The organism is Helicobacter sp. 12S02232-10 (assembly GCF_002272895.1).
Classification (GTDB): domain Bacteria; phylum Campylobacterota; class Campylobacteria; order Campylobacterales; family Helicobacteraceae; genus Helicobacter_J.
The window spans coordinates 1-18988 of record NZ_MLAQ01000008.1 but is presented as its reverse complement, the minus strand read 5'-3'; the positions used below and the strand labels follow the sequence as shown (position 1 = coordinate 18988).

23 protein-coding genes and 2 tRNA genes are annotated in these 18988 nt (G+C 34.2%); 7 read left to right on the top strand and 18 right to left on the bottom strand.

Annotated elements, in window-relative coordinates; genetic code table 11:
• Positions 1-8: 8 nt before the first annotated feature.
• Together BKH41_RS07005 and BKH41_RS07000 are read left to right on the top strand one after the other, a co-directional pair.
• Entirely contained in the window at positions 9-773 is a 765-nt protein-coding gene (locus tag BKH41_RS07005) for a MetQ/NlpA family ABC transporter substrate-binding protein (RefSeq protein WP_095298400.1), read from the top strand.
• 7 nt (positions 774-780) lie between these two features.
• Positions 781-1926, top strand: coding sequence for a DegT/DnrJ/EryC1/StrS family aminotransferase (locus BKH41_RS07000; RefSeq protein ID WP_095298548.1), 1146 nt, complete (start codon positions 781-783; stop codon positions 1924-1926).
• A 99-nt stretch (positions 1927-2025) separates the two neighbouring features.
• Here the strand turns inward: BKH41_RS07000 and luxS are convergent, their stop codons facing one another.
• Entirely contained in the window at positions 2026-2523 is a 498-nt protein-coding gene (gene luxS / locus BKH41_RS06995) for an S-ribosylhomocysteine lyase (protein WP_095298397.1), read from the bottom strand.
• An 86-nt stretch (positions 2524-2609) separates the two neighbouring features.
• Between luxS and BKH41_RS06990 the strand changes: the two genes are divergently transcribed.
• The 3 genes from BKH41_RS06990 (at position 2610) to BKH41_RS06985 (ending at position 3886) form a co-directional block, all read left to right on the top strand.
• Positions 2610-3146 carry a hypothetical protein gene (locus tag BKH41_RS06990; protein WP_095298395.1) on the top strand — a complete coding sequence of 179 codons (537 nt, stop codon included), beginning with the start codon at positions 2610-2612 and terminating at the stop codon, positions 3144-3146.
• Positions 3143-3298: a hypothetical protein gene (locus BKH41_RS09825; RefSeq protein ID WP_180762769.1), complete on the top strand. Its 156-nt coding sequence runs from the start codon at positions 3143-3145 to the stop codon at positions 3296-3298. The genes BKH41_RS06990 and BKH41_RS09825 overlap by 4 nt, the downstream gene beginning before the upstream one ends.
• A gap of 84 nt (positions 3299-3382) precedes the next feature.
• On the top strand, positions 3383-3886 hold the full coding sequence (locus tag BKH41_RS06985) for a ferritin (protein ID WP_095298393.1): 504 nt from the start codon (positions 3383-3385) through the stop codon (positions 3884-3886).
• A 50-nt stretch (positions 3887-3936) separates the two neighbouring features.
• Here BKH41_RS06985 and BKH41_RS06980 read toward each other — a convergent pair whose 3' ends face one another.
• On the bottom strand, positions 3937-4764 hold the full coding sequence (locus BKH41_RS06980; RefSeq protein ID WP_095298391.1) for an outer membrane beta-barrel protein: 828 nt from the start codon (positions 4762-4764) through the stop codon (positions 3937-3939).
• Positions 4765-4939: 175 nt separating this feature from the next.
• On the opposite strand from BKH41_RS06980, the gene BKH41_RS06975 reads away from it, so the two are divergent.
• The gene (locus BKH41_RS06975) at positions 4940-5188 is read left to right on the top strand and encodes a hypothetical protein (protein WP_095298389.1); all 249 of its coding nucleotides are present in this window, start codon (positions 4940-4942) and stop codon (positions 5186-5188) included.
• Here BKH41_RS06975 and BKH41_RS06970 read toward each other — a convergent pair.
• The 14 genes from BKH41_RS06970 to BKH41_RS06910 all read right to left on the bottom strand — a co-directional run bounded on the left by BKH41_RS06970 (position 5181) and on the right by BKH41_RS06910 (position 16993).
• A complete protein-coding gene (locus BKH41_RS06970) occupies positions 5181-6515 on the bottom strand; it encodes an MATE family efflux transporter (RefSeq protein ID WP_095298387.1) in 1335 nt (444 codons plus the stop codon). The two genes, BKH41_RS06975 and BKH41_RS06970, sit on opposite strands and share 8 nt — an antisense overlap.
• Positions 6512-7114, bottom strand: a complete 603-nt coding sequence (locus BKH41_RS06965; protein WP_095298385.1) for a class I SAM-dependent methyltransferase — start codon at positions 7112-7114, stop codon at positions 6512-6514. Before BKH41_RS06965 ends, BKH41_RS06970 begins: the two co-directional genes overlap by 4 nt.
• Positions 7115-7154: 40 nt before the next feature.
• The gene (locus tag BKH41_RS06960) at positions 7155-8156 is read right to left on the bottom strand and encodes a glycosyltransferase (RefSeq protein WP_095298383.1); all 1002 of its coding nucleotides are present in this window, start codon (positions 8154-8156) and stop codon (positions 7155-7157) included.
• Entirely contained in the window at positions 8153-9046 is an 894-nt protein-coding gene (locus BKH41_RS06955; protein WP_095298381.1) for a glycosyltransferase, read from the bottom strand. Before BKH41_RS06955 ends, BKH41_RS06960 begins: the two co-directional genes overlap by 4 nt.
• A complete protein-coding gene (locus BKH41_RS09660; RefSeq protein WP_219350024.1) occupies positions 9037-9213 on the bottom strand; it encodes a hypothetical protein in 177 nt (58 codons plus the stop codon). Before BKH41_RS09660 ends, BKH41_RS06955 begins: the two co-directional genes overlap by 10 nt.
• A gap of 13 nt (positions 9214-9226) precedes the next feature.
• Positions 9227-10381 carry a glycosyltransferase family 1 protein gene (locus BKH41_RS06950; protein ID WP_095298379.1) on the bottom strand — a complete coding sequence of 385 codons (1155 nt, stop codon included), beginning with the start codon at positions 10379-10381 and terminating at the stop codon, positions 9227-9229.
• Positions 10382-10384: 3 nt separating this feature from the next.
• Positions 10385-10597 carry a hypothetical protein gene (locus BKH41_RS06945; RefSeq protein WP_095298377.1) on the bottom strand — a complete coding sequence of 71 codons (213 nt, stop codon included), beginning with the start codon at positions 10595-10597 and terminating at the stop codon, positions 10385-10387.
• On the bottom strand, positions 10587-11996 hold the full coding sequence (locus BKH41_RS06940; protein WP_095298375.1) for an O-antigen ligase family protein: 1410 nt from the start codon (positions 11994-11996) through the stop codon (positions 10587-10589). Before BKH41_RS06940 ends, BKH41_RS06945 begins: the two co-directional genes overlap by 11 nt.
• Positions 11997-12191: 195 nt before the next feature.
• Complete coding sequence (locus tag BKH41_RS06930; protein ID WP_095298371.1) at positions 12192-12770, bottom strand: glycosyltransferase family 2 protein; 579 nt, start codon at positions 12768-12770, stop codon at positions 12192-12194.
• A 92-nt stretch (positions 12771-12862) separates the two neighbouring features.
• The gene (gene glf, locus BKH41_RS06925; RefSeq protein ID WP_095298369.1) at positions 12863-13960 is read right to left on the bottom strand and encodes a UDP-galactopyranose mutase; all 1098 of its coding nucleotides are present in this window, start codon (positions 13958-13960) and stop codon (positions 12863-12865) included.
• A gap of 4 nt (positions 13961-13964) precedes the next feature.
• Positions 13965-15269, bottom strand: a complete 1305-nt coding sequence (locus tag BKH41_RS06920; RefSeq protein ID WP_180762767.1) for a Na+/H+ antiporter family protein — start codon at positions 15267-15269, stop codon at positions 13965-13967.
• Between the two features lie 12 nt (positions 15270-15281).
• Entirely contained in the window at positions 15282-16154 is an 873-nt protein-coding gene (locus tag BKH41_RS06915) for a carbon-nitrogen hydrolase (RefSeq protein ID WP_180762773.1), read from the bottom strand.
• A 12-nt stretch (positions 16155-16166) separates the two neighbouring features.
• Positions 16167-16334, bottom strand: coding sequence for a hypothetical protein (locus tag BKH41_RS09815; RefSeq protein ID WP_180762766.1), 168 nt, complete (start codon positions 16332-16334; stop codon positions 16167-16169).
• Positions 16328-16993: a tRNA threonylcarbamoyladenosine dehydratase gene (locus BKH41_RS06910; protein ID WP_095298365.1), complete on the bottom strand. Its 666-nt coding sequence runs from the start codon at positions 16991-16993 to the stop codon at positions 16328-16330. Before BKH41_RS06910 ends, BKH41_RS09815 begins: the two co-directional genes overlap by 7 nt.
• An 86-nt stretch (positions 16994-17079) precedes the next feature.
• Here BKH41_RS06910 and BKH41_RS06905 point away from each other — a divergent pair, with 86 nt between their 5' ends.
• Positions 17080-18054: an ABC transporter substrate-binding protein gene (locus BKH41_RS06905; protein ID WP_095298363.1), complete on the top strand. Its 975-nt coding sequence runs from the start codon at positions 17080-17082 to the stop codon at positions 18052-18054.
• Positions 18055-18469: 415 nt separating this feature from the next.
• Here BKH41_RS06905 and BKH41_RS06900 read toward each other — a convergent pair.
• Both BKH41_RS06900 and BKH41_RS06895 read right to left on the bottom strand, forming a co-directional pair.
• Positions 18470-18546: transfer RNA gene (locus BKH41_RS06900), tRNA-Met, on the bottom strand.
• A 26-nt stretch (positions 18547-18572) separates the two neighbouring features.
• Positions 18573-18647: transfer RNA gene (locus BKH41_RS06895), tRNA-Gln, on the bottom strand.
• Between the last annotated feature and the right edge of the window lie 341 nt (positions 18648-18988).

Sequence of the window (18988 nt, the reverse complement as noted above, 5' to 3'; positions counted from 1 at the left end):
GAAAAAAAATGAAAAAAATCATCTTAGTCTTACTCATAGGAATCAGCTTCATTTATGCTGAAGTGCTAAAAGTCGGAGCGACACCAATTCCCCAAGCCCAAATTCTCAAAGTCGTCATTCCAGACTTGAAAAAAAAGGGAATTGACTTGAAAATTATTGAATTCACTGATTATGTAACGCCTAATCTTGCGCTTGCAGACAAGTCTTTGGACGTAAATTTTATCCAACACCAACCTTTTTTGGATAAAACAAACAAAGACAGAAATTTAAATTTGGTTTCCATCGCCAAAATCCATATTGAACCGCTTGGATTTTATTCCAAAAAAATAAAATCAATCGAGCAAATCCCAAACGGAGCAACCATTGCTATCCCTAATGATCCAAGCAACGGAGGTAGAGCACTTATTTTACTCCATAAAAAAGGACTTATAACACTAAAAGATCCTGCAAATCTCTATGCAACTGAATTTGACATCATCAAAAATCCTAAAAATATCAAAATTCGCCCCTTAGAAGCAGCAATGCTTACAAAGGCATTGGATGACCTTGATGGAGCAATTATCAATGGAAACTATGCACTTCAAGCCGGATTAAGTGCTAAAGACGCTATTTTTACAGAAGGTCCAGACTCTCCTTATGCTAATGTTTTAGCAGTCAGAAAAGGCGATGAAAATAAAAAAAGTATTCTTGAGCTTAAAAAAGCCTTACAAAGTCAAAAAGTCAAGGATTTTATCTTAAAAACCTATCACGGCGAAATTGTTCCGGCCTTTTGATCAGGCTATGCAAATTAAATTTCTTGATCTTTACGCAGAATATAATATTCTGAAGCCCCAAATTGATTTGCTTTTGTCTGAAATTTTACATTCAAGCGTATTTGTCGGGGGCAAATATGTTCAAAAATTTGAAGAAAATTTTTCACGTTTTAACCGAACAAAAGGCTGTGTGGGCGTAGGTAATGGAACAGATGCGCTTGAAATCGCTATTAAGGCCTTAAATCTCCCCGTTGCAAGCGAGATCATCGTACCTGCTAATACCTTTTTTGCTTCCGTTGAAAGCATTTTAAACAGCGGTTACAAAGCTGTATTGGTTGATTGCACGGAAGATTATCTGATTGATATAAAAGCGTTAGAAAATGCAATCAGTCCTAAAACTTCAGCCATTATGCCCGTTCATCTTTATGGACGTGCGTGCGATATGAATTCCATTATGGATTTAGCTAAAAAACATTCTCTTAAAGTCATCGAAGATTGTTCGCAAGCCCACGGGGCAAAAATCCTTTGGAAAGATGAAATTAAAAATGTTGGAAGTATTGGGAATGTCGGTTGTTTTAGCTTTTATCCGGGTAAAAACATTGGTGCTTATGGAGATGGAGGAGCAATTATTAGCAACGATTTAGAATTATTAAAAATCTGTCGCTCCATTTCCAATCACGGCATTACAAATAATAAATACGATCACGCTTTAATCGGAAGAAATTCTCGCTTGGACTCCTTGCAAGCAGGTATCCTAGACATCAAACTCAAACGACTCCAAGACTCAAATGCCGCACGCCAAAAATGTGCTGAAACCTATAGTCAAAATCTAAGCACATTTGAAAACATCTTCCTACCTCCAAAATCTTGCTTTAAAGAAAACAATGTTTGGCATTTATACGTCATCCGATTGGTAAAAAAATGGAAAGGAAAAAGAAAAATAATTATGGAATATTTGGAAAAAAATGGCATTGCTTGTGGTATCCACTATCCCCAAGACTTGGGAAGCCTAGAAGTCCTTTTGGGGCATCCTGAATGCAAAATTGCCTCAAACAAAAACGCCAAAAAATACGCTTCCGATATTCTAAGCCTGCCGATAGGAGAACACATCAAACAAGAACAAATACTCTATATTTGTGAAAAATTTTATGAGCTTGAAAAGATTATTAATTAATAACAGCTTGCATTGAAATTGATTCGAAAAATTTGGATTGCAAGAATCTATTCAAAACAAATAAAAGCCCCCTCCAATTTAAACGATCAAAAGATAACGTTATTTAAAATCTTTTAAAAGCAAATCTTGGGTATTCATCACACCCACACCTTTATCTAAAATATTGCGGGCGATATCTTGAGCCTCTTTCAAAGAATGCATTTTTGCTGTCCCACATTGGTAAATATTGAGTTCAGGAATATCTTTTTCATCCTTCACTCTCAAAACATCTCGCATACTTGCTTCCCAAGCATCCCTCACATCACAAGGATCAGGTATTCCGATTAAACTCATATAAAATCCTGTTCGGCAACCCATCGGAGAAATATCAATGATCTCAACTCTAGAATTATTCAGATGTTCTCGCATAAATCCTGCGAATAAATGCTCCAAAGTGTGAATGCCCTTTTCGCTTAAAATTTCTTGATTGGGTCTGCAAAATCTCAAATCAAAAACAGATATATGATCTCCTTTTGGGGTTTCCATACTTTTAGCAAGCCTCACTGCCGGTGCAGGCATAATGGTATGATCAACTTTAAAACTATCTAATAAAGGCATATAGACTCCTTAAATTTTCAATGTTGTAATGATTGCTTATTATACCCAAGTTGGGATATAATAAAAAAACTCAAATAAGGAAAAATATGAAACATTTTCTCCTCGCAAGCGCAATTTCTCTAATCTTTATTTATGGATGCGCACAACCTCAAAATATTAGTACCTCATTCCCGACAAAAGAGTGTTCTACTCCCCTTGCAGAAATTTATGTCGAGTCTATCACACACGAAAAAAATGATCTTAATATTACCCCTGAATTCATCAAAGCATTGCTTGAAAAAAATTTAAAGGATAATTGCTTGGTTATAGCAAAAGAACCCAGCTCAAATACTTATTTGGTAAAAATCAATTACAAAACCTCTCTTCAAAGCTCTTCAGATGAAAAAATCGCTAGTTCCGAAGTTAAGAATATCCTTAGTTCAGAAGTTACTTTATCTTTGAAAAATAAAACAACTACAAAAAACTTCAAGGGCAAAAACTCTATCCGAATCAATGGTAAAAAAATTTTAAGCATTGGACAAGACGCCTCCATTACACAAGAAGATAAAAACCAATCCACAAACGAGGCTTTTCAAGCTGCTTATCACTCTATGCTCAATAGTTTTGATACGGGTGTAAAATGAAAATCATACTCAGCACCTTAGCGCTTGCATTGGTATTTTATGGTTGTGCTCAAAAAAAACTTCAAATCAAAAAAAATATTACCGCCATCAAATGCGAAACGTTTTGCAAAGCAAATGAATGCCATCAAAAATGTATAGGAATTGCAGAGTAAGATAGTAAATTTTTTCTTGATATTTACTTTTCTATTCTCATTTATGATATAATTATGATACAAAAAAAATATAAGGAGTTTTTTATGTTATCAAAAGAAATCGTAAAGTTATTGAATTCTCAAGTTGAAAAAGAAATGTTCTCATCAAATTTATATTTAAGTATGAGTTCTTGGTGCTATGAAAATAGCTTTGATGGAGCAGGATTATTTTTGTTTGATCATGCTGAAGAAGAACGCGATCACGCAAAAAGAATCATTACTTACTTAAATGAGACTGATTCTCATGTTGAGTTGGCAAAAATTGATGCGCCTGAAAGTAATTTCAAAGGATTGCTAGATGTATTTGAAAAAACTTATGAACACGAAAAAAAGATTACTCTTTCTATCAATGAGTTAGTTGATCATATGCTTGAACAAAAAGATTATCCGACTTTTAATTTTTTGCAATGGTATGTCAATGAGCAACACGAAGAAGAAGCTTTATTTAGAGGCATCGTTGATAAAGTCAGATTGATAGGAGATAACGGAAACGGATTATATCTTGCTGATCAATACATTAAAAATATTGCCCTCTCAAGAAAATCATAAATCTTCTTTTAGGGAGTGTAATACTCCCTGAAATACTACTCAAAATTTTCTCAAAAAAGTATATCCACAGCCATATAAAATGAATTTGCAGAAATTGTTTCAGTGCTAGGTTCGTGGATTTCTTTTTTATGATTCACATCGATAATTTCATTATAATTTTTTTCATAACGACCCTTAAAATAGTCATAAGATAAAGCCTTATATCCCAATTCAATGCGCAAACGCCTTGAAATTGTTTGAGAAATACCAAAATTTACATAAACACCTGAATTCTTGATGTCTGATTTCTTTTGTGCATTTCTCTTCAAATCCTCAAACATAGGTCCAAAATTATAATCATACCCCAACCCTATAAAAATCCCAAAAGGGGATTTGCCTTTAGTAAAATCAAAAAGATAATCTACACCAATAGAGGCAACATAAAAAGAGTTGTTTTTTCGTCCCTCAAAAACATTATACTTATCTTTGCTCATATTTAAATTTGAGAAATTCAAAGCACCTATAAAACGCAATCCGTTTCTTGGTGTAAGAAAAAGATTATAACCCACTCTCCCACCATATCCTATCGTTATTTCTTTAAAATCTCTTCTGAAAAATTCAAACGTATCGGTCACAGAGGTACTAGGACTGATAAGTACGTTGTGACCTGTGCAACTTGTCATACCATTGGGTAGTTTTTCACATTTCAAATTGCTGATACCAGGATCATAAACAGTTTCTCTAATTTCTTTTGAACCCCAAGATTCTTGAGATGCAGAAACCAGTCCGATTTGTCCGCCGATAAAAAATCCGCTTTTATTTCGGGCAATACTGGCATTAAAAGCATCTGCATAGAGTCCTGTCAAAAACAACAGAGTGATAAAAATAATTTTTGGCATAAGGATCTCCTATTTATGTACTTATTTTTAAACTATATTATATTATCATTAATACTTTAATTAAATTATTTATTATATTAATTGTTCAATAAAAATATTTGTCAAAACTATTGCCATATAGCTTGGTTTAATATTTTTAGAGAAAATGACAAGATCAAAAACAAAGGGTTGCCATATGAAAAATTTTTTACTTCTATCGCCTCTGATTGTGGTATCTTTCTTAACAGCTGCCAACCAAATCCCGCCCAAAACTCCTTATTTTCCACAGCATTTGGATCAATGCATTGACGGATATTTATACAGAGTTTTTTTAGATGAGCGCAATCAAATCATTCCCTCATCAATCCATCAAGTAATGGAAAAAAGCTCTCTGCACCAGAAACTTCTTCCCAAACAATGCAAAGAAAAACGAGAATCTAAATAGTTTTTCCCGGACGCTTCCATACACCAGTTCTAAATACAAGCCAAAATATGAAAGCTCGGATATAGGTTTCTATAAAAATCATTAAAAAAATCCACTCCACCCCAAAGCCAAAATGAATGAACACCCACATCGGAAAAATTCTAAATACCCAAATGCTTATTGCATTAATCCATAAAGAAATCTTTGTAATTCCCGCCCCTCTGAGCGCTCCATCAAGAACAAAAACCCAAATCAAAGGCACTTGAGATAATCCAACTGCCAAAAGATAAAAATGAGAAACATAAAGAGTTTCCTCTTTAGAAGTAAAAATGGATGAAAATTCCACTGAAAATATAGCCATTATCAAACCCAAAATTCCCATAAATACAGAAGAAATCTTTAAAATCGTTTTCACAAAATCCCCTGCTAAATCCACACGATTTGCACCAAGATTCTGCCCCATCAAAGCCATCGCTGCAATCATAAAACCAAAACCAGGCATAAAAGAAAAAGCTTCTATTCGCGTCCCAATTTGCGAACCTGCCAAAACATTATCCCCATATTCAGACAAAAACTTTGTCGTCAATACCAAAGAAAATAATGTCAAAAGCCTTTCAAGTCCAGCAGGAATCCCTATTTTTAAGGCATTCTGAAAAAACAGATAATGGAATCTCAAGTGAAAACTTAAATACCTATTTTTTGAAAGCATCAAGACCAACAAAATAAAAAGCTCCAAATAAGCCACAATAATATTTGAATATGCCGCGCCCAATATCTCCAATCGAGGAAAGCCAAATGTTCCAAATATAAGAGCGTAATTCAAAGCGATGCAAAAAATTGTCGTAAAAATCCTTATCATAAAAGGAGTTAAGGTATCCCCGATAGCTGCAAGTCCAGAAATGATGATATTTTTTAAAAACATTGCTGGCAAAGAATAAATCACCACTCTTAAATAAATTTCTGAAAGATCTCTAGCGTCTTTGCTTAGTTCAATCCAATCCAAAAAATAACCATAACCTAAAAAAGCGATGATCAAAACAGGGATACAAGCAAAAAATGTCCCGATTAAAATCGTTGAAAATACAAGATTTGAATTTTCTCTATCTTTGGCTCCAAAAAATCTCGAAATTTGTGCATTGGTTCCTATATAAAAAATAGCATTAATCGTATAAAACAGCATAAAAAAATTCATTGATACGCCGACTGCGACGATGTGCTTATCAGAAAGCTTTCCCATAAAGAACATTGAAATAGCGATGACAAAAATATCTAGAAATGAATTCGCTCCTGATGGAAGAGCAATATTAAGAATTTTTTTGAGTTTTTGAAAAAATGTCAATTCATTCATTTGATTTTTCTCGCCCCAAAAGCAATCGTTTTTATTTCCCGATCAAGGCGATAAACAATGCACTCTTGTTTAAAAAAAATTTCAAAATCACAGAACTCTTTTTCCAGCTCTGCAGGCTGTAAAATTTTATCCGTGCAAATGTCTGTAGGAAAGTTCTTGTCGGCAACAAATGTCTCCATCAAGAAAACCCCTCCAAACTTCAAACCTTTTTTGATACCCTTAAAAAGCCTTCTATCCAAAAAATAAAAATCCAAAATGACTGTATAGGCATCGGGCTTGATTTCATAAGTATCCAAATCTGAACAGATGGGGATAATCCTTTCTAAGCCCAAAAGTCTTTTGAGTGCAACCTGAGAAATATCGATACACTCGCATATAAAGCCATTTTGAGCTAAAAATTTTGCATTTCTTCCATTCCCGCAAGCAATGTCTAAAACCTTTCCTTTAGGCAAAATACCAGCAAACTTTACTAAAAAATCACTGGGAGTTTCAGGCATCAAGTCTTGGGAATGCCTTTTATCCCACTTAAATGCATCTTCTTTCATCCCTTTTCCAAAATGTTTTACAAAATCATATCCTAATCGGGTTAAATTTTGCATTACCTCAAGAAATTATTTTCTTCGTTCATCAAATTATAAATCATACTAAAAACTTATATTTTGCCCATTTGAGCAAAGCATATGGATAATAAATTATATCAATAGGAACAAATCTCAATAATAAAAATTGAATTTTAAGCATTTGAGACATCTTAAAATCTTTGATGATTTGGTTGATCAAACTATGAACCTCAAATTTGATTGTATCAATTGGAATTCTTTGATTTTTGCCCACATAAATGCTAAGCAGCAAATAACGGATATATTTTTTCAAAATTGGAGTCAAAATTTCAGCCCGAGATTCTTTATGAGTATTCAAAAATGCATTTATATCGTGCATTCTTTCCAGTGGAATTTTAAAATCTTTCAAATTGCTCGAAGCATTTGGATTGCTCTGACGATAAAAATAATAAGCTTTTTCAATATAAGAAATTTTTTTTGCCATACATAATGTTTGAACAGAAAAAGGATTATCCACCCAAGAAGCTCCCTTTGCTTCAACAAATTCAATCTGATGATTGAGCAAAAATTCTCTTTTATAAATTCCTGCCCAGATGCTAGGATGATGGAATAAAAATAAAGGACAATCTTTTATCTCAAAAACTTTCTTGGGAGGCTTGATAGCTTGATTCCATCGCGCCATCTTAAAATGGCTTGCCTTAGAACCCATAGAATCAAAATAATCATAATACGCACATTTAACAATATCTGAATCATTTTCTCCAGCCACTTTAAGAAGCGCTTCATACATACCTGGATCAATAAAGTCATCGGGTTCTAAAATCGCTATATACTGCCCCAAAGCTTTCTTTATCCCAACATTACAGCTATGCCCATAACCAGAATTTGCCTTATTGATAAGCTCAATTCTGCAATCAATTTTGGCATATTCTGAAATAATATCTAAAGACCCATCAGTAGAGCCATCATTAATACAAAGAATCTGCATATTTTGAAGTTTCTGCTTAATCAAAGAATCCAAACATTGCCTCAGATAATTTTGTACGTTATAAATTGGAACAATCACGCTTAAATCAATCATTTTATTCCTATATGTATGATTTTTTGAGCCATATTCTTAGCCCACAACCTGCGTTTGGAACCTATCGGAAAAAATAGTTTGATGAAAATAAATTTTAAAGTTCGTTTAAATCTGAATTTCAAGCTTTTTTGCTCTTGCAAATAGTCTTTGATCATTTTGCGGCGTTTTTTCATTGCTTGTTTTTGAACAAAAAAATAAGAATCTTTTTCCCACCAAGAATTTCCATAATGATGAGCCAAAACTGATCTATGGGTAAGATCTTCCAAAACTGGGGTCCTGCCATAAGAAATAGGAGAAAAATAATCTTTGGGATAGATTTTTACCCTATTGCTTACAATCGGCTCTTTAAAACCAAAAATATACCCTTTTGAATTGGCAAAACTTCCCTTGTCTAAGAAATACAATGCTGTGATTTTAGGTCCAATAAGCAATTCTTTGCGTGCCAAATAGAGTTTTCCCAGATTCTCATAAAGCTCACACATAAACTCACTCAGAGCCGAATGGGGTTTAGATGCCATTGAATGGCTTGTATAGCCACCCCTATCATTCAACTCTGTCCCGATAATCGCATCATATTCATCAGATGCCTCAAACTCATCAATAAGAACATCAAGCTTGTATCCATCAATGATCTCTATATCCCCATCCAAATAAATCCCTCCATATTCCCTCAAAACCCACCATCTGAAATAATCGCTTAAAAACACTCCATCTTCAAGCTCTACCATTGCCCTTACATATGGGTTGAGATCAAGAGGAAGATTGGTAGCATTCCAATGCTTGAATTCATAACCAACAAGCTTTTCTTGCCAATTTTGAAAATATTCCAAATAAATATCTTTTTCTCCCTTAAAGCCAAAAAATATCCGATGTATAACCTTTAACGACATTTTGCCTCCAACATTTTTTCCTCTGATACCGCTTTCATTTTTCCTACCATTTCATCGACACATTTTTTCCAACTAAATTTTTCTGCTTGTAAAATTCCTTTTAAAGATAATTCTTTGGCAAAAGCAGGATCATAATAAATCTTTTTTAAAGAATCTTGCAATGCCAAAGAATCCTTAGGATCAATGAGTATCCCCCCCCCCCCCGACAACTTCAGGAATTGAAGTGACATTAGAAGCTATCAGTGGAGATCCACATTTCATCGCCTCAAGTGCAGGCAAGCCAAACCCCTCATAGATAGACAGATACACGCTGCACAAACTATGTGAATAAAGATTTGCCAAATCTTCATCATCCACATAACCAGCTCGAATGATCTTATCTTTCCAATCGCCCAAGCCATCAATCTTTTTTTCAAACTCCTTGATAAACTCTTCCCAATACCCTCCGCCAAGAACAAATACAAGATCTTGAATTTGATTATTCTTAATAAAATCTATAAAATTTTCTACAACAAACAAGAGATTTTTTCTAGGCTCTAAAGAACATAGGCTGAAAATATATTTTTTATCTTGAGGAATATGGTATTTTTGTCGGATAAGTATATTTTTTCTTGTATTTTTATCGGGGTAAAAATTCTCATTCGTACCCAAATAAGTCACCATAATCTTATCAGGATTAATTTTTGGACAATATTTCAAAAAATCATTTTTTGTATAAATAGAATTGGCAAAATAATAGTCATCTTGGTTTAAAGAAGCTGCAAACTCTTCAAACCAACTTTGCCCCGTAATCTTTTCTTTTAAAAAACCTATAAATCCCCTATCTTGCTTCACAAGATGCTTAGGTAAAACCAAAGGAACAACATCGTGCAATAAAATAAACTTGGTAATATTTTTTTCTTTATAAAATATTTTAGGAACTTTATTTTTAGGTGAAAAATAAATCTCTATTTGATTTAAATTTATTTTTTTAATCCCAGACATAAATAATGCCAATTGTTCTAAAAAAAATAAAATCAATGTGGTTAATTTCGAAAGTAAGATTTGAAATATACCCTTAGGAATAAATTTTGACTTCAGATAATACAAATAAGACACAAATAAAACAGATTTTCTATACACCTCAAGAAGCTTAACATTCTTTAAATTTCTTTCTTGTCTAATTTGCTCTTTAAAAATATAAAAAGTTTTGACATCTGCATAAATTGTAATATCCAAATCTTTATATTGAAGCATCTGTGTGAGAATATTATAGGCACTAAAAAATATTCCACTTCGAGAAGAATTATTCTGTGTTATATATTTAAAACAATACCCATCAAAAATAATTTTCATCCTTTATATCTCCTTAAATATTTTAATAATTTTTATTTTTAGAAATACTAACTTACTCATCCAAAGAATGTTTTTATATGTTTCCCCTCCCCATACTTGTTTGGCATAAAAGATGGAGATATTTTGATGATTTACAATGATACAATCAGACATCAGCTTTATTTTTTGGGCTGAAGCATCTGATTCATTATCAAAAATACAGTAATCATAAAACATTTTTTTCTTTAAATTTTCTGCAACTGATGCCCAAAAATATACCACAAAGGATAAAAAACGAACTATTAAAATTGAAAAAACTCAACATCGAATCAAAAAACATACTAATAATAAATCCTGATAAAAAAATGATGAAAAAAGATATGAAAAAAGTTTCATAAAAATCATTCGTTTGTCTTAAATACGAAGTAAAATGCCTGATCATACAACAAAAATTTATTATGATAAATAAAAATCCCACAATACCCAATTCAAATATAAATGATAAAGGCATATTGTGAATATGATCATAAAAACTAATTTTACCGCTGTGATTCAAAGCATAAGGATGGTTATTCGAACTTGACTTAAAAACATTTAAAATATTTTTATCGAAAAATCTGGAATAAAACCCGTTTGGACGAAAAGGATTTTCTGCGATTGCTAATAAAGCGCTTTTCCAAAGACTTAATCGACCCAATGCATTGGATTCAAAACTAAATCTTTGATCCAATTTATCCCCGCTATATTCAGAACATTTATACAAATAATTGATAAAACACCTCTTATCAAATCTACCCATCTCACTAGGAGCATAATGCCAAACAACGCTAATATGTTCAAGCATTTTTTTGAAATTGAATCGATCACTAAAATGAGAGCTTAAAAAAATCACCCCAATACCAATCCCAGTCAAGAAAACAAATACAATGGGAATGATGATTTTTTTATATTTGATGTGCAAGAAAAATAATGCCACAAAAATCATTGTTGCCACAGACAAAATTAAAGCACGTGTTCCATTTGCATATATCGCCAAAAGACTAATACCAAAAGCCACGTAAGAAAAAAAACGCCATTTCCCACTCAAATAAACTACCATCGTCATACCCAAAGCAAAAGAAAGAATCAAAAACATTCCATAAGGAATAATAAGGGCCTCTCCAAAGCCTGTGGCACGATCACTATGATTGATAAAATAATCATAAATAGTTGCTAAAGGGTGGAAAAAAATCATCCCACCAAGCAAAATCAAAAAAAATCTCAAAGCTTTTTGAGATAAATTTTTTATCACAAAATAAAAAAATAAACTCAAAATCAAAGGCAAAATCAAAAAAAGTCCGATAGCCTTGAGTGTGGCTTGAGTATCAAAAGCAAAATGCACTGATACAAGTGCCATAAAAACAACGCCCAAATAGCTTAAAATCCAAAACCAAATCGGATAAAATTCTCTTAAAATGGTTCTGAAATTAAAATCGCTCTTATAAATATAATACGCGTATAACAAGCCTCCGACAAGCAAAAATATCGCTCCGAATCGATCGGGTATATTCGCTCCAATCATAAAAAAACCTGCAACTAAAAACAAGATGCTCAAAGAAATAATTTTATTGGGAAATATCTTTAAAAGGACACTCATTGCGATATTTCCTTAAAATATTGGTGTCTCTTTTTCAAACCGCAATAACCATAATGCATAAAATAATATACGCTTTTGAAAAAACTTAATTTTTCCACTTCGCGATAAACCTGCCATTGGCGTTTAGCAGATTTAAATTTATTATAAGTATCGCTACCTGAACGGATGCGTATAGAGGCTAAATAAGGTTCGTGATTATGAATAGGGGGGGGGGGCATAACTTTTATATTGCTTAAGAATCTTTAGCCAAATCTCATAATCGTGGCGGATCGTTCCACTGCTTATTTTTCCCAAAACAGAAGCATCATAAATAGCTGTAGAATTCCCTATATCACAAGTTTTTAAAATGTCTTTATAGTTAATGTTTTTTTTAGGAAAAAAAGACCCAATTCTTTTATTGGATTCATCAACTACAAAATAAGGTGTATGCGAAAACACGATATTTTCACTAAGCATAAACTCAATCTGAATCTTGAGTTTATCTTTCTCCCACATATCATCTGAATCCAAAAAAGCAATGAATCTTCCTTTAGCCCTCTCTAAAGCAAGATTTCTAGCCTTAGAAACCCCGACATTTTGAGTAAGCAAAATAGGCAAAACTCTAAAATCTTTTTGAGCATACTCTTGAATAATAGCAGGACTTTCGTCATCTGAAGCATCATCAACAACTAAACATTCAAAATCTTTAAAACTCTGAGAAATCACAGATTCAAGCGCAAAACTTATAAATTTTGCAGTATTATAGCTAGGAATAATGACTGAAACCAACGGCATTTCTTACCTTACTCTTCCAAATATATGATTCACAAATTCTAAATTTTATAATTAGATTATTTTTGCGAATGATAACTTTAATTTTATTACTTTTACCTTAGTTTATCGAATAGCTCTAAAACATTCAATATTGCCTTATCCATATCAAAATACTCGTATTTTCCTAACCTACCGATAAAATAAACATTCTCCAATTCCAAAGCTTTTTGCAAGTATTTCTCATACAATGCCCTATTTTTATCATTAGGCACTGGATAAAAACGTTCCATACCTTTTGAATAATTCTTGGGATATTCAAAAGAAATAACGCTACGAGATGTTTTTTGGCTCAAAAAGTATTTATATTCCACAATTCGAGTAAAATCATAATTATTAGGATAATTAATGACAGAAGCAGACTGGAAGTATTCCTTTGAGATTTTCCTAAAATCAAACTCCAAGCTTCTATAAGGCAACTCTCCAAAGCAGTAATCAAAAAACTCATCAATCCCCCCACTATAAAACACCCTTTGTATCTCAAGATTCTTAAATTCCTTAAAATCGCTTTGCAGACGGACTTCAATCAAGGGATTTTTAACCATCCTCTCACACATTTTGGTATAGCCCTCAAAAGGAATGCCTTGAAACTTATCCTTAAAATAACGGTTGTCTTTACCGATGCAAACAGGAACTCTTGAAAGGACTGAAGAATCAAGATCTTTTGGGGAACATTGCCATTGTTTGAGCGTGTAATGGTAAAAAATATTTTCATAAATAAATTCGCTTAAAAACTTTAAATCTTCTATTTTAGAAAGCTCTAAAATAGACACTCTACTCCCATAAGGATAGGCTTTTAAAAGTTTGCTTTCTAAATCTGAGGCAAGAGATTCTGGAAAAAGCATACGGAGTGAATTCAGATTAAAAGGGATAGGTACATAACACCCATTTATCAATGCTTTTACTTCATGCATATAAGGATAAAATTGTGTAAATTGTCTCAAATACTCCCAAACCTTGCAAGAATCGGTATGAAAAATATGCGCTCCATACTTATGAACATTCACTCCTTCATCATCATAATCATAAAGATTCCCCCCAATATGATTGCGTCTATCGATAACAAGAACTTCCTCTTTAAGCTCATTAGCCAACCTTTCTGCAAGAACCAATCCTGAAATTCCCGCACCCACGATCAAATTTCTAATTCCCATATTTTCACCCCAATATCATCGCGCCGATAACGCCAAATACAAGCAAAGGAATGTTATAAGCGATGAATGTCGGCACGCAAGTATCCCAAATATGATTGTGTTGCCCATCAGCATTCAATCCTGAAGTCGGACCCATTGTGCTTGATGAGGCCGGAGAACCGGCATCTCCCAACGCTCCTGCGATACCAAGCAATAAAATCGTTGCAGGCGTTCCAAAACCCAATGCAACGCACAAAGGACAATAAAATGCAGCTATCACAGGGATTGTTCCAAAAGAAGTCCCGATTCCAAGCGTAATAAGCAATCCTATCACGAGCATCAAAATCGCACCCCCGAGCTTGCCCCCAACCATACTTGTCGTCGCTGAAACAAGCTCCCCAATCGCTCCGCTTTCCTTAAGCACTTCTCCAAAACCCGCAGCAATTAGCATTACAAAGGCAATAAATGCCATCATCTTCATTCCCTCATCAATGATCAAATCCATCTCATTCCATTTCACAACCTTCCCTGCAAGCATCACCACAAGCCCCACAAAAGCGCCAAAAGGCAAAGATCCCGTATAAATTTGAACCCCAAAAGCCACCAAAGCTCCCAAAAGCATAAAATAATCTTGAAACCCTAGCCGAATATTTTCAAGCTTGATTTCTTGATTTTTAAAAATCTCTTCGCGATATTCCCTAGGCTTTCTATAAAGAATCAATATGGCAATAAAAAGCCCCACAAGCATACTTAAACCCCCTATCCACATCACACTTGCAATATCTGAAAGCTCAACAGCAATGCCATTTTGAATCATCTGATCACGCAAAATAGTATGAAAAATCAACCCAAACCCCACTGGAATCGAAATATAAGGAGCCTCAAGTCCAAAAGTCAATGCACAAGCCACCGCCCTACGATCAACTTTAAGCCTATTCATCAACCCCAAAAGTGGAGGGATCAAAATCGGGATAAAAGCAATATGAACCGGAATTAAATTCTGCGAAAAACAAGCAATGAAAGCGATGAAAAAACATAGAAAAACAGCTTTACCATCAATAAGTTTTGCCATCTTATAAATGAGTATTTTTGTCAGATTCCCCCGCGAAATCGCTACGGCTAAAGCACCCAAAAGAACATAGCTAAGAGCAGTTTCAAGATTGCCTTTCATTCCTGCTATCATCACTCCCATCGTCTCAATCGCTCCCATACCTGCCATCAAGCCCCCAACTAAAGAAGCTGCTATGATTGCAAGCATCACATTCAATCGAAACAAACACAAAATACACATCACAAGCACAGCGATGACGACAGGATTAAATATTATCAAACTTATTTTCCCTCAATCACAAAATCTTTTCAAAATATCCCCATAAAACTCAATGCGCCTATCCCTTAAAAATGGCCAAATACGTCGTATTTCTTCACATTTTTCCAAATCGATTTCAGCATTTAGTATTTCATCTTTTTCGGTATTCCCTAAAGCAAGCAATTCCCCTTGTGCTCCAAAAATAAAACTAGACCCCCAAAAACGAATGCCTTCAAGAACTCCTGAAGGGTCTTTTTCAAACCCCACTCGATTCACTGCGACCACAGGGAGCGTATTGGCAACGCTATGCCCCCTTTGCACCGCAATCCAAGCTTCTCTTTGACGTGCTTTCTCTTCAAAATCATCATTCTCAAACCAACCGATGGCAGTAGGATAAATCAAAATCTCTGCACCCTTTAAAGCCATAATTCGTGCTGCCTCAGGATACCACTGATCCCAGCAAATCAGCACACCAAGCTTCCCTACGCTTGTCTCAATCGGTTCAAAACCCAAATCACCTGGAGTAAAATAAAATTTCTCATAAAAACCCGGATCATCAGGGATATGCATTTTGCGATACTTTCCTGCGATACTCCCATCTTTTTCAAATACAACAGCAGTATTATGATACAAACCACTTGCGCGCCTCTCAAACAAAGAAGTCACCAACACTACCCCATATTCCCTAGCAGCCTGCGAAAAAAACTCAATATCAAGTTTATAATAAGCTCCATAATCAAAAGTGGCCGTATCTTCATTTTGACAAAAATATTCACTGCAATGAAGCTCTTGAAGAACGATAAGATTCGCTCCCTTCGCACAAGCTTCCTCCATCATCAAACGCGTGTGCGCCATAGTCGATTTTCGATCCGCTTTAAAACTATGCTGTAAGGCAGCAACCTTTATTTTCCTCATTTTCTAATCTTCTTCATATTCATCATCTGAACTCTGATAGTCATCATCGTCATAACCGCTGTATGAAGTCGTATCCTCATCGTCATCATCATAATCTTGATAATCCTCTTCATAGCCTTCATCTTCAATTTCATCATCTTCATACATTTTATAAACATAAGATTTTAACATCGTTCTCTCCTGTTTAAAATATCCCGAATAATCTCACTCCCAATCTGCAAACCAAAACTTCCAGTTACTGCACTAAAGCTCCCTAAGGGTTTGCACCTTGGATTCTCAGGACTAAATATTACCTTAAAATCACCACAAAAACCTTCTTTCTTTAACAATTCTCTGAATTTTCTAGCAAATTTATCCCCATAGCTTTTCCAAACAGAATCCACTTTGATCTCTAAGGGATTAAGTTTTTTAGCACTTCCTGTAGAACTAACATAAGTTCCATAAGGCATCTTGGCACAAATTTTTGCCAATGCAACTTTAGCAGGAATATCATCGATAGCATCGATAACATAATCGTATAAAGTACAATCAAAATCTTTCAAAAAATCAGCATTTACAAGTTTTTTGACAGGCTCTACCCCCATATACATTTCAGACAATACCTCGACCTTGCTTTCTCCTACCCGATCAGAACCGATCTGCCTATTTTGATTGGTAATATCAAAAATATCCTTATCTACAATGGTTATATGCCCAATCCCCGTCCTATATAGACAATCTAGAGCAAATCCCCCCACGCCTCCTAAGCCAAAAATAATTATTTTTTTATCTCTAAAAAGCTCAAAATCTTCTCCAAACAAAAATCTCGTGCGGACAAACCTATCCTCCATCCGTTTCCTTTAAATTTTTTTTATTATTTTATCATACTCCAAACACTCCACAAGGGGATTTTAACAAAAGGATCGGGTATAAAAATATGAAAAAAATCATTTTATTAACTTTTTTGATTGCTTCAACTTTTCTAAATGCAACAGAATCCATCACAGTCAAAGATTATTTTGGAACACAAACTTTTAAAGAACCAATAAAACGCGTCATTTATCTAGGAAGTTATGCCGAAGTTCCAGCGATGCTTGGAATTTGGGATGAAATAGTAGGGATGGCATCTTATGGCTTCAAAAGCGATATTGTCAAAGCGACTGCAAAAAACCTTGATTCTATTAAACAGTTAAGCGATGATCATTATGCAGCTTTAAATATCGAAGAACTCAAAAGCCTCTCACCCGACATTATCATCACCTACGTCGGGAATCCTCAAGCTGTCGAATTCGCCAAAAAATTTGGAATCAATTTTTTATCTTTCAAAGACAGAACTGTTCAAGGTGTGATCGAAAACATCACCACACAAGCCAAAGTTCTTCAAAAAGAATCTCAAGCACTCCCAAAGATTGCAAAAATGCAAGAAATTCTAACGCTGATTGAACAGAAAACAAAAAATATTAAGAACAAAAAACGCGTTATAGAGATTTTTCACAAACCCAACCAACTTAGTGGAAAAGAAAGCCTTGATTCAGACATTATGGTCTATGCAGGCGTGGAAAATCTAGGTCTTAAATACATCGATCACGGGCGAGCAGAAATCAGTCTAGAAAAAATAATTTCAGAAAATCCCGAAATAATTTTTATTTGGTGGCTTAGCCCCTATAATCCCCAAGATTTATTAAATAATCCGCAGCTTCAAACCATAGCAGCAATCAAAAATAAACAAGTCTATAAACTTCCTCCGATTGACATCGGTGGTCCTAGAACTCCACTCATATCCCTCTTTATAGCTTCCAAAGCCTACCCACAAGCTTTTAAAGACACGGATATAAACGCACTTTTAAAAGATTATTATAAAAACGTTTTTGATCTCAAACCATCTGAAATCAAGCCTTTTTTATGGGAATAAACGACACTGATTTTTTTTGAAGATTAGAAATTTCAATCAAAAATTCAAAAATCAAATCAATAATGGCGATATAAAATCTCTATTTTTTAAAATCTTTTTCTTTAGGAGGGGGCGAGTTTTACTTGTGAAACATCGCCCACCCCCTTCCTAAGACCTACCCCCGCTTTTTAAATGCAAATTTCCAAAACCTATTCTTATCTGCTAATGCTTTTAATGTCAAAAGTTAAAGTTGTGCTTTGGTTTTTTCTTAAAAGTGTCATAGGGTATAGGGTTGTTAAGGGACATAAGGGGCAATCTTTTCAATTTAAGCCCCCTTATGTCCCTTAAAAAGGCGAAGCCTTAGAAATAAAATAATTTTTGAAAAAGCATTTATAAAAATCAAGTTATTTTAAAAATGGATTAAAATACATAAAGATGGTTGCGGGAGACGGATTTGAACCGCCGACCTTTGGGTTATGAGCCCAACGAGCTACCGGACTGCTCTATCCCGCGATAAAGATTAAAATGATAAGAAGAAGTGGCTGGGGTAAAAGGATTCGAACCTCTGAATGCCTGGACCAAAACCAGGTGCCTTACCGCTTGGCGATACCCCAATAAAATAATCATAAAACAAAATCTTTTAGAGGTGGAATTATAATCACTTTAGAAAAAATTGTCAATAACTCCTCTACTCCTTGCTTCTCTCCCTCTGGTATCCAAGTTCAAAAAGAATTAAAAACATTATTAAATCTATATTAAATCAAGGCAGATCACATTGCCCTCTTTATTTCCATTTAACCTGATGAGATAGATTCATATAAATCTCTTTTTCTAATCCCCCTCCCCCAATATCAAACTGAATCTGAAAAGGATTTGTTTATTTGTTGGAAGCAAGCTGTTATCCAATCTAAGAATGTTGCAACAATCATTGCAACAATATGAGATGAAAGAACCT

Excerpts from the sequence above, each read along its gene's own strand:
- BKH41_RS06980 (WP_095298391.1), bottom strand. The coding sequence starts at position 4,764 with ATGCCAAAAATTATTTTTATCACTCTGTTGTTTTTGACAGGACTCTAT.
- BKH41_RS06940 (WP_095298375.1), bottom strand. The coding sequence starts at position 11,996 with ATGAGTGTCCTTTTAAAGATATTTCCCAATAAAATTATTTCTTTGAGC.
- BKH41_RS06990 (WP_095298395.1), top strand. The coding sequence starts at position 2,610 with ATGAAACATTTTCTCCTCGCAAGCGCAATTTCTCTAATCTTTATTTAT.
- BKH41_RS06955 (WP_095298381.1), bottom strand. The coding sequence starts at position 9,046 with ATGTCGTTAAAGGTTATACATCGGATATTTTTTGGCTTTAAGGGAGAA.
- BKH41_RS06960 (WP_095298383.1), bottom strand. The coding sequence starts at position 8,156 with ATGATTGATTTAAGCGTGATTGTTCCAATTTATAACGTACAAAATTAT.
- BKH41_RS06970 (WP_095298387.1), bottom strand. The coding sequence starts at position 6,515 with ATGAATGAATTGACATTTTTTCAAAAACTCAAAAAAATTCTTAATATT.
- BKH41_RS06985 (WP_095298393.1), top strand. The coding sequence starts at position 3,383 with ATGTTATCAAAAGAAATCGTAAAGTTATTGAATTCTCAAGTTGAAAAA.
- BKH41_RS07000 (WP_095298548.1), top strand. The coding sequence starts at position 781 with ATGCAAATTAAATTTCTTGATCTTTACGCAGAATATAATATTCTGAAG.
- BKH41_RS09815 (WP_180762766.1), bottom strand. The coding sequence starts at position 16,334 with ATGTTAAAATCTTATGTTTATAAAATGTATGAAGATGATGAAATTGAA.
- glf (WP_095298369.1), bottom strand. The coding sequence starts at position 13,960 with ATGGGAATTAGAAATTTGATCGTGGGTGCGGGAATTTCAGGATTGGTT.
- BKH41_RS06965 (WP_095298385.1), bottom strand. The coding sequence starts at position 7,114 with ATGCAAAATTTAACCCGATTAGGATATGATTTTGTAAAACATTTTGGA.
- BKH41_RS06975 (WP_095298389.1), top strand. The coding sequence starts at position 4,940 with ATGAAAAATTTTTTACTTCTATCGCCTCTGATTGTGGTATCTTTCTTA.
- BKH41_RS07005 (WP_095298400.1), top strand. The coding sequence starts at position 9 with ATGAAAAAAATCATCTTAGTCTTACTCATAGGAATCAGCTTCATTTAT.
- luxS (WP_095298397.1), bottom strand. The coding sequence starts at position 2,523 with ATGCCTTTATTAGATAGTTTTAAAGTTGATCATACCATTATGCCTGCA.
- BKH41_RS06950 (WP_095298379.1), bottom strand. The coding sequence starts at position 10,381 with ATGAAAATTATTTTTGATGGGTATTGTTTTAAATATATAACACAGAAT.
- BKH41_RS06945 (WP_095298377.1), bottom strand. The coding sequence starts at position 10,597 with ATGTTTTATGATTACTGTATTTTTGATAATGAATCAGATGCTTCAGCC.
- BKH41_RS09825 (WP_180762769.1), top strand. The coding sequence starts at position 3,143 with ATGAAAATCATACTCAGCACCTTAGCGCTTGCATTGGTATTTTATGGT.
- BKH41_RS06930 (WP_095298371.1), bottom strand. The coding sequence starts at position 12,770 with ATGCCGTTGGTTTCAGTCATTATTCCTAGCTATAATACTGCAAAATTT.
- BKH41_RS06910 (WP_095298365.1), bottom strand. The coding sequence starts at position 16,993 with ATGGAGGATAGGTTTGTCCGCACGAGATTTTTGTTTGGAGAAGATTTT.
- BKH41_RS06905 (WP_095298363.1), top strand. The coding sequence starts at position 17,080 with ATGAAAAAAATCATTTTATTAACTTTTTTGATTGCTTCAACTTTTCTA.